8 protein-coding genes are annotated in these 9,033 nt (G+C 69.5%); all 8 read right to left on the reverse strand.

What is annotated here, in order from left to right; genetic code table 11:
- Positions 1–37 precede the first annotated feature (37 nt).
- The gene (locus KJ554_07270) at positions 38–2,716 is read right to left on the reverse strand and encodes an insulinase family protein (protein MBU0742127.1); all 2,679 of its coding nucleotides are present in this window, start codon (positions 2,714–2,716) and stop codon (positions 38–40) included.
- A gap of 26 nt (positions 2,717–2,742) precedes the next feature.
- A complete protein-coding gene (tpiA, locus tag KJ554_07275) occupies positions 2,743–3,510 on the reverse strand; it encodes a triose-phosphate isomerase (protein ID MBU0742128.1) in 768 nt (255 codons plus the stop codon).
- Between the two features lie 16 nt (positions 3,511–3,526).
- Positions 3,527–4,201: a zinc metallopeptidase gene (locus KJ554_07280; GenBank protein MBU0742129.1), complete on the reverse strand. Its 675-nt coding sequence runs from the start codon at positions 4,199–4,201 to the stop codon at positions 3,527–3,529.
- 28 nt (positions 4,202–4,229) lie between these two features.
- Complete coding sequence (locus KJ554_07285) at positions 4,230–5,093, reverse strand: purine-nucleoside phosphorylase (GenBank protein MBU0742130.1); 864 nt, start codon at positions 5,091–5,093, stop codon at positions 4,230–4,232.
- Entirely contained in the window at positions 5,090–6,163 is a 1,074-nt protein-coding gene (gene add, locus KJ554_07290) for an adenosine deaminase (protein ID MBU0742131.1), read from the reverse strand. The genes KJ554_07285 and add overlap by 4 nt, the downstream gene beginning before the upstream one ends.
- Positions 6,164–6,189: 26 nt before the next feature.
- Positions 6,190–6,858: a deoxynucleoside kinase gene (locus KJ554_07295; GenBank protein ID MBU0742132.1), complete on the reverse strand. Its 669-nt coding sequence runs from the start codon at positions 6,856–6,858 to the stop codon at positions 6,190–6,192.
- 13 nt (positions 6,859–6,871) lie between these two features.
- Positions 6,872–8,026: a hypothetical protein gene (locus KJ554_07300; GenBank protein ID MBU0742133.1), complete on the reverse strand. Its 1,155-nt coding sequence runs from the start codon at positions 8,024–8,026 to the stop codon at positions 6,872–6,874.
- Positions 8,023–9,033 (reverse strand): PorV/PorQ family protein (locus KJ554_07305; GenBank protein ID MBU0742134.1); only part of this gene is annotated, 1,011 nt, incomplete at its 5' end. The genes KJ554_07305 and KJ554_07300, both read right to left, overlap by 4 nt.

The raw sequence follows: 9,033 nt of genomic DNA on the forward strand, positions 1-9,033 counted from the left end.
CGCGGCGCGCGCGCCTGCACGTACGGGACCCGCCCGATCAGTCCACGACAACCGTGACCAGAGGCAACCCGCTCAGGTACTTGCCCCCCACGCGCACCAGGTCCCCCAGCGCAACATCGCGATAAACGTCCAGCCCGCCGAGATATGCCTTCACGTCCCCGTCCAGCTCCGCCATCGCCAGGTAGTACGCCTGGCTGATGCTCGACAGCCGCCGCATCATCAGGCGCCCGCGCCGCGCGCTGCGTGCCGCGTCCAGCTCCGCCTGCGTGATCGACGACGGATCGAAGCCGCTCACCGCCTCGAGCAGCGCGCCTTCGCCCTCGGCCAGACGCGGCGTGGGCGGGTTGAGCCAGGCGGCGAACTCCGCCTCGGCGCCGTAGAGGTCCAGCGAGGCCCCCACGCTGTAGGACAGGCCGCGCGTCTCGCGCAGGTCCATGCCCAGGCGGTCGCTGAGCACCGCGACGAGCATCTCCAGGGCGGGCGCGTCGTCGGGCTCCACGCCGAGCAAGGCGCCGGTGCGGATGGCCGCCATCTGGCCGCCGACGGTCTCGGTCAGGCGGTGCGACTCGGTCGTGACGGGCGCCGGCGGCAGGCCCGGGTTGGGCGTGCCGCGCCCGGGCAGCTGCTCCTGTATCAACGCCGCCAGCTGCGCGTGCGCCAGGGGCGACGCCACCGCGAACACCAGGTTCGACGGCGCGAAGGCCTTGTGGTAGACGTGCCGCAGGATGTCGTAGGTCAGGCTCTCGAGCGAGCCGGGGTCGCCGGCGGGCGGGTTCGCCAGCGGGTGGTCGCCGTACAGCGCCTCGGCAAGGATGCGATCGGCGCGGCCGCGCGCGCTGTGGGCTCCGCGTCCCAGCAGCTCGGCCTGGGCGGCGAGTTCCTCGGCGTACGCCTCCGCGGTGAAGCTCGCGTGCTGGATCATGTCCAGCAACAGCACCAACGACTCGACGCCGTTGGCCGCCGCGGTTTCCAGCCTGATGAACGAGAAGCGGCCGGTGGTGTAGTAGTCGTCCATGGGAAAACGCGGATCGTCGACCAGCTTCACCTCGGCGCCCAGGCTGCGGAGCTTGTGCGAGACGCACGCGGCGTCGCAGCCGCCGATGCCGCGGGGCAGCAGGCGGTGCACCATGTTCAGGGCGCCGGGGCGGTCGCCGTCGATCTCGGCGCGGTTGCGCACCGTCAGGTGGGCGGCGAACAGGGCCGAGGCGGGGTTCTGCAGGGTCACCAGCACCGCGCCGTTGGTCAGCTCCGAGCGCTTGAGGACCACCTCGGCCTGCGCGCCGTCCGGTGCGTCGGCCGCCGCCCCCGGCAGCACGTGCACCGCCAGGTGCGGACTGCCCACCAGGTAGGCGCCCAGCACCCGCGTGACCTCCTCGGCCTCCACCGCGCCCAGGTCGCCCAGGAAGTTGAGGAAGAAGTCGACGCCGCCGTTGGCGATGGACTCGGACGACATGATGGCCAGGTGGCGCAGCTGCTCCCGCTCGATCAGGGTCTCGGTCTCCTGCATGCGGACGACCTCGTGCACATCGTCGGGGGTCACGCCCCAGTCCACGGCGCGCGCCAGGGCTTCGCTCACCAGGCCGTGATACCGCGCCGGATCGGCGTCGGCGGGCATCCGCAGCTCGATCACGAGACGGCCGAATCCGTCGTTGCGCTCCCACCAGCTGCCGATCTCGGCTCGCTCGTCGGGCGGCAGGCCGTCCATGGCACGGCTGAGGATGCCGTCGACCGGCGCGTCGAGCAGGCTCGTGAGCACCAGGAAGGGGAAGAAGTCGGGCGAACCGTAGGCCGGCGCCTCGTAGGCCAGGGCCAGGACGTGGACGTCGCCGCCGCGCCGGGTGATCGCGTGGGTGCGGTCGAGGTAGCGGGCCGGCCCGAGCTCCGGACGCGACACGGTGCCGGGCGGCACCTCGCCGTAGTGCTCCTGCAGCAACGCGAGGGCCGCGTCGCGGTCGAAGTTGCCGGCGACGGTCGTGATCATGTTGTTGGGCACGTAGTGGTGCTTGTAGAAGTCGTACACATCATCGCGCCGCAGGTGCTCGATGGTGCTCAGGGTGCCGAGGGTCGGCATGCCCAGGCTGCTGCCGCCGTACAGCGCCTCGCGCAAGGCGTCGTCGGCGAAGTCGCCTGCCCAATCTCGCCCCTGCACGATCTCCCCGACGACGATGCCCCGCTCCTTCTCGAACTTGTCGGGCGGCAGCAGGGAATGGAAGAGCATCTCCGCCTGCAGCTCGATACCCGTCTCGAGGTTCTCCGCCGGTACGATCATGATGAAGTTGGTGTAGAAATCGGTCGTGTGGGCGTTGTTCCAGGCGCCGATGCGGTCCGCCAGTTCGTACTGCTGCTCCTGCGTGTACCCGTCGCTGCCGTTGAACAACAGGTGCTCCAGCATGTGGCTCATGCCGCTGGTGCGAAAATCCTCGTGGGCCGAGCCGACCAGCACCTGGGTCGTGACGCTGGCCATGGGTTGGCCGGGATTGCGCAGGAAAAGGACCTGCAGGCCGTTTTCCAGGCGCAGCACCTCGGCGCCGACGGGCAGCCCGGGGAAACGGGGCGTCTCGGCGGCGGGGGGCGCGGTGGCGGCGCTCCAGGTCTCGCGCTCCAGCAGCTGTTCGGCCGCGCCGGAGACGGCGACCGCCGCCGGGTTCAGCGCTGCGACCCACATCGTCAGCACGGCGAAGAGGGTACCGGTCACCTTGGTCATCCGACTCGTCATGATCCGACCTGCTTTCTGATATGATGTCAGGCCACGGCCTGCGCGCACCGGACGATGCCCAGGAAATCGTCGGTCTTCAGGCTGGCGCCACCGATCAACCCGCCGTCGATGTCGGCGCGTCCGAAGAGATCCTCGGCGTTGCCCGGCTTGACGCTGCCCCCGTAGAGGATGCGCAGCGCGTCGGCCGCCCCGGCTCCCAGCATGCCGGACACCAGGTCGCGCGAGACGGCGTGGATCGCCTGGGCCTGCTCCGGCGTGGCCGTCTCGCCGGTGCCGATGGCCCAGACCGGTTCGTAGGCCAGCACCAGGTTGTTCGGCGCGGGCGCGGCCAGACGCGGCAACACCCCCGCCAGCTGGGCCCGGACAACTTCGCGCTCGCGTCCGGCCCTGCGCTCCCCGAGCAGCTCGCCGTAGCAGAAGATGACCGTCAGGCCGGCGGCGTGGGCGCGATCGATCTTGCGCACGAAATCGTCGTCGGTCTCGCCGTAGAAGGCCCGTCGCTCCGAGTGGGCCACGATGACGTGGCTGCAGCCGGCCTCGGCCAGCATGTCCGCACCGACCTCGCCCGTGTAGGCCCCGGCGTCCGTGGCGCTGCAGTTCTGGGCCCCCAGCAGCAGCCTCTCGCCCTTGACGACGGCGGCGACCGCCGGGATCGAGACGGCCGGCGGGCACACCAGGACCTCGCCCGACAGGTCCAGTCCCAGCAGGCCCATGGCGACCTGACGGGCCAGCTTGGCCGCCGCGGCGGGTCCCAGGTTCTGTTTCCAGTTGCCGGCCACGAGATAGGGACGCATGTCATCCTCCGTTCGGTCAGCGACGTCCGCGCAGCATGATCAGGCGGACGAGTTGCAGCACGGCCATCAGGGCGGCCGCCACGTAGGTCAGGGCCGCCGCGTTCAGCACGGCCTTCACGTGTCCCGATTCCTCCGGCGTCACGATGCCGTGCCGGTTCAGGAGCACCACGGCCCGCTTGCTGGCGTCGAACTCCACGGGCAGGGTGAGCAGGGTGAAGAAGGCCGCCACGAGATAGACCAGGATACCGATGTCCATCAGGACGGGGAAGTGGAACAGGAAACCGACGAAGAACAGGGGCATGGCGAGGTTGCTGCCGAAGTTCGCCACGGGAAAGATGCTCTGGCGCAGCTGCAGGGGTACGTATCCCCGGGCGTGCTGCAGGGCGTGCCCGGCCTCGTGACAGGCCACGCCCAGGGCGGCGACGCTGTCACCCGCATGGTTGGCCCGGCTCAGACACAGCTTGCGCACGCGCGGATCGTAGTGATCGGTCAGCTCGCCGTCGACGACCTCGATCTCCACCTGCGGGAGCCCCGCCGCGTCCAGGAGCCGGCGAGCGGCCTGGGCGCCCGTCAGCCCCCTGGCCGAGCGCACATCCAGGTACTTGCGGTAGGTGGACTTGACCTTGTTCTGGGCGTACAGGGCGAAGACGAAGGCCGGTATCAGCAGCAAGAAGGTGGAGTCCCAGAACATGCGTTCCTCCCCGTGTTGGCGGTACCGCTCAGGCGTCCAGGCGCGGCAGGAAGGCCAGCAGCAGCCTCGCCATGCGGTCGCGGACCGTCAGGCCAGCTTCCACGACGTCCTGGTGCGACAGCTCCGGCTGCCCCACCTCCCGCGCCGGATTGGTGATGCAGGAGAGACCTGCGACGCGCACGCCCAGCGCGCCGAGCAGCATGACCTCGGGGGCGGTGGACATGCCGACCGCGTCGCAGCCGAACTTGCGCAGCATGCCGATCTCGGCCTTGGTCTCGTAGGCGGGGCCCCACATGCTCGCGTAGACGCCGTCGTGCAGGGGAACGCCCGTCGCGGCGCCGCATTCGAGCATCAGGCGGGCCAGCTCGACGTCGTAGACGGCCGACGGTCTCGCGCCGCGCCCGGGCGCCGCATCCGGCGGCGACGGGTCGACCAGCAGGGCGCGCAGGGGATCTCCCAGGTGCAGGTCCAGGTGATCGCGGATGACCATGAGATCGCCGGGCACGTAGTGGACGTTGAGGCCGCCTGCGGCGTTGGTCACCACCGCCTCGTCGATCCCGAGGCACGCGAGCACGGCGGCGGGCAGCAGCATGACCTCTGCGGGCAGGCCCTCGTAGGGATGCAGGCGTCCCTGCATGACCAGCACACGCCGGCCGGCCGCTTCGCCGGCGACCAGCTGTCCCCTGTGCTCGGCGACCGAGGTCGTTGTGAAGCCCGGGATCTCGCCGTAGCCGACGGCCTCGGCGTCGTCGAGGACCTCGACGAAGTTGCCCAGGCCGCTGCCCAGGATCAATCCCGTACGTCCCGCGAAACCGCGCGCGTCGAGCCAGGCGACGGCCTCGCCCACCGTTTCGCGCCACTCCGGCTGGAGTCTCGCCGCCCTGTCGATCATGCGATCCCCATCTCGTCCAGCGCGAACTTGTCGCGCAATGAGACCACGGTGGTCACCGCCTCGCGGATCAGGTCAGCCTTCTCCCCCTGGGGCAGGAAGGCGCTCTTGATCCCGTTCAGCATGAGCGTCTCGGTCTCCAGCAGATTAAGATCGAACGTGTCGACCGCCAGTCTCAACTCGCGGCACAGGGAGGTGCGGGCGAAGAGCGTGTTGTCCGTGTTCAGCGTCACGCGCAATCCGAGGTCGAGGTAGCGGCGCAGCGGATGCTCCGCCAGCGAGGGCACCACGCCGGTCAGCATGTTGCTGCTGAGCGACATCTCCAGCGGGATGCGCAGGTCGTTCACGTAGGCGAGCAGATCGGGATCCTCGTTCAGGCGCGTGCCGTGTCCGATGCGGTTGGCGCCGCAGTAGTGCAGCGCCTGGTGGATCGATTCCGGCCCGAAGCTCTCCCCCGCGTGGATGGTCGAGCACATGTTGTGGTTCATGATGTAGTAGAAGGCCTCGCGGTGCAGCTTGGCCGGGTAGTCCTTCTCCCTGCCGGCCAGGTCGAAGGCGACCACGCCCCGGCCCTTCCAGCGCACCGCCAGCTCGGCCAGGCGCAGGGACAGTTCGGGACTGATGGTGCGAATGCCGGTGATGATGATCCCGGTGCGGATGCCGCATTCCCGCTCCGCCTCCGCCAGTCCGGCGCGCACGGCGGCGACCGTCTCGTCCAGGGTCATGCCGTCCTGCTGGTGCCGCAACGGGCAGAACCGCACTTCGAGATACCAGCACCCCTGCGCGGCCTCGTCCAGGGCCAGTTCGCGCGCCACGCGCGTCAGGCTCGCGGGCGTCTGCATGACCGCGGTCGTGTGCTCGAAGAAGCCAGCGAAGTGCTGCTGGCAACTCTCGTGATCCACGGGGAAGAAGCGCCTGAGGGCCGCGCCGTCGTCGGCCGGGACGTCGGTGCCGCGGGCGACGGCCAGTTCGCGGAAGGTGCCCAGGCGCAGGCTGCCGTCCAGGTGGCACAGCAGGTCCGTCTTGGGCAGGGCGCGCAGGACGTCGTCCGGGATGCGGGGACCCCTCAACATGTCGCTCCTGCGATGTCCGCCGCCGATCATGCCCCACCTCCGGCCGACCCGGCGCGGCGCTTGCGCTCGTGCAGCACGCCGATGTAGTCGAGCAGTTCCCGCTGCGCCTCGGAATCGTCGCGCAGGTTGATCTTTTCGCTGTCGATGACGCGCACGGGGCAGATCTCCTCGGCCCGCCCGATCCAGTCCTCGTAGGCGTCGTTCAGGTCCTGGATGAAGTCGCGCGGGATGCCCGTCTCGCAGTCGCGCGCGCGCTGCTCGATGCGGGACATCGCCGCGTCCACGCTGGCGCGCAGGTAGAGGATCAGATCCGGTGGGCGCAGGAACGAGACCATGTTCCGGAATACCTCGCGGTAGTTCTCGTAGTCGCGGTCGTCCATGGCGCCGCGCTTGTTCAGCACCTTGGCGAAGATCTCGACGTCCTCGTAGATGGTGCGGTCCTGCACCGCCGAGCGGCCGTGCTCGATGATCTTCTTCTGCACCTCGAAGCGCTTGCTCAGGAAGTAGATCTGGAGGTGGAAGGACCAGCGGCGCATGTCGCGGTAGTAATCGGCGAGGTAGGGATTGCCGTCGACGGGTTCGTAGTAGGTGGGCCAGTCGAAGGCGTCGCCCACCAGCGCGCAGACGGTCGACTTGCCCACGCCGATGTTGCCCGAGATGGAGAGATAGAAAGGTATGTCCCGAGTGCCGCTCATCCGTCGTGCTCCTCTATTGCTCCGGCGGCGGCCCGGTGTTCGAGTCGGTGTACTCCTCGTGCGAGATGAACTTGTGCACCTGGCCCGAGGTCGCGGACACCACGAAGATGAAGGCGCCGTAGTTTGTGTCGTTGCCGATGGTCTTGTCCGCCACGCCGATGCCGGAGGGCGCCGGCGTCAGGTTCTCGTCGCCGAAGACGAGATCCACGAGGCCCTCGGGGGTGAAGATCTGGATACGGTCGTTGGCGTGGTCGGCCACGAAGTAGCGGCCGCTGCCGTCCGTGGCCAGGGCCAGGGGCAGGTGGAAGGCGCCCGGTTCGTCGCTGGGGCCCCCGACCCAGTCGGTCTCGCCGCACTCGCGGGCGTCGCCCAGCACGTAGTCGGCCTCGGTCGGCGGCACGCAGGTGGCGGCATCGACCAGGTACGCGAGGCCGCGCCAGGGGGCCTGCCCGCCCGGCACCGCGGAAACGTCTTCAAGGTCGGGTGTCGGATCGAAGCGGATCGCCCAGTTGCGGCTGGTGTCGGCGTCGCAGACCCACAGGCGACCTTCGATGTCGCGCAGCATGCCCGCCGGCTCGTGCACCGAACGCACCGACAGGCCGCCGTCGCGGCAGAGGATGCCCATGGGGGTCGCGGTGCCGCTCTCGGCGTAGTAGGCGTAACGGTGGACCACGCCGGAATCGGGATCCGCCAGGTAGACGAAGGTGTGCGCGTTCGCGTCCACGGCCTCCACGCCGGTGCGGCAGGCGGCCAGGTGGGACGCCGACTGCACCGCTGGCAGGGCGACGCTGTACAGCAGGTCCAGGTTGCCGACGTCGAAGACTGTGAGCGCGCCGATGCCGGCTTCCCACACGAAGATCAGACCGGAATCATCGTCGGCGCAGATCGCCGTCGGGTCCGCCAGACCCTCCTGCCGCTCGCGTTCGTCGTACTTCTGGCTGCGCTTGACCAGGGATCCGTCGTCGCCCACCACGTACAGCAGGCCGTTGACCACCGCGAGCTGGCGGGCGTGCGGATCGTCGTACTGGTCGATGGCGTAGTACGCGTTGACCGAGAAGAGACCCTCGGGCTCGGGGATGGCGATCTTCTCGCCGCAGCCGGCTAGGGCCGCGGCGAGTGCGGCGGCGGCGGCGAACGAGAGGCCGCATCTGCGCAGGCGACCCGTCACGGCGACCTCCTCGCCTGTGGCAACGGCGCCAGGTCCAGGGAGATGTGGTGGATCGTGCCGAAGGCGCCCATGTCGCTCATGGCGTAGTCGAGACGCACGTCCCAGCCGTCACGGGCGAGCTGCACGCCGAAGCCGGCGGCCACGCCGCCCTCGTCGCGGTTGGTCTCGAAACCGCCGCGCAGGAAGAGGCGCTGCGCCAGTCCCAGCTCGAGACCCGTGCGGAAGCTCTCGCTGTAGTCCGTGGGATGGTGGAAGTCCGCCGTCGTCAGCAGGCCGATCTGCGACGCGAGGCTCCAGGTGTAGGCGACGCCGAAGGTGCCGGAGGTCGGTGCGGAGAAGCTCTGGAATTCGGAGCTCGCGGTGTAGCCGGGACCGATGGGCGGGGGCGTGCCGTCCGGCCGCATCTCGGGTCCGAAGTTGCGCACGGCGAAGCCGACGCGAAGGTCGCCCACGCCGACGAAATAGAGCACGCCGACATCCATCAGCACGGACCGGACCGTGAACTCGTCCAGGTTCTCCTGGTAGAAACGGCCCGTGAAGCCGAAGGAGAAGCGATCGGTCATCGCCCGCGCCACGCTGAAACCCATCTGGTACTGGTCGGCGCGGAAGGTATGCCCGGTGCCCTCCTGGTGGAACTCGTCCGTGCGCGGGATCTCCCCCGAGCGCAGCATGCCGGCGCTCAACCCGAAGCCGAAGTTCTGGCGGTGCCAGTGGTAGGACGCGAACTCCAGATCGATGCCCACGGCGTATTCGGTGTGACCGAAGAACATGCTGCGCCGGCTCTGGGTGCGCATGATGCCCGCCGGGTTCCAGAAGGCCGCAGCGCCGTCGAAGGCGTTGGCCACGTAGGACCGCCCCAGTGCGATGGCGCGGGCGCCTACGGGGATGCGCAGGAACTGGGCGCCGGCGGTGCCCACGTTCTCGCCGCCGTAGAGATCGAGGATGCTGCCCGCCCGCGCGGCGACGGGCGCCGCCAGCAACGCGCACGCGCACAGCAGGCCGAGCAG

The organism is bacterium, from assembly GCA_018814885.1.
In the GTDB taxonomy this organism is placed as follows: domain Bacteria; phylum Krumholzibacteriota; class Krumholzibacteriia; order LZORAL124-64-63; family LZORAL124-64-63; genus JAHIYU01.